1 protein-coding gene is annotated in these 713 nt (G+C 47.3%); it reads left to right on the forward strand.

The annotated features are described in order from the left end of the window. A partial coding sequence (locus WKH56_RS35045; RefSeq protein ID WP_342837867.1) for a cadherin-like domain-containing protein occupies positions 1-713 on the forward strand: 713 nt, incomplete at both ends.

Raw genomic sequence — 713 nt, forward strand, 5'->3', positions numbered from 1 at the left:
GGAAATCCGTTAACGTTTAGCTTACAAACGGCACCGGGCAACGGAGTGGCCGTGGTGAATACGGATGGAACGTTTAGTTATCAGCCGAACCTGAACTTTAATGGGACGGATCAGTTTACAGTGTTGGTGTCCGATGGCCAAGGCGGCACGGCAGTTTCAACGGTGACGGTAATAGTCACGCCAGTGAATGATGCACCGACGGTGCCAAATTACACGTTCAGTACGCAAGAAGACAGTCCTGTGGTAGGAGCAGTGGTAGGAACGGACGTGGATGGAAATCCTCTTAGTTATCAGCTGCAAAATGGTCCAACAAATGGAATAGCTGCAGTGAATGCAAATGGCACATTTAGTTATCAGCCAAATCTAAATTTTAATGGAAGTGATCAATTTACAGTATTAGTCTCAGATGGCCAAGGAGGAACGGCGGTTTCAATAGTAACGATTAATGTCATCCCCGTAAACGATCCCCCAATTACGTCCAATGTTAGTTTTACGATTGCGGAAGATAGCACGTTAATTAATCGAATAGTGGCAGTAGATCCTGACGGAGACCCGTTAACGTTTAGCCTGCGAACAGCGCCAGGAAACGGAGTAGCTGTGGTGAATGGGGACGGAACGTTTAGTTATCAACCGAATCTGAACTTTAATGGGACGGATCAGTTTACAGTGTTGGTGTCCGATGGTCAAGGCGGCACGGCAGTTTCAACGGTGAC

It is taken from the genome of Priestia sp. SB1 (assembly GCF_038898415.1).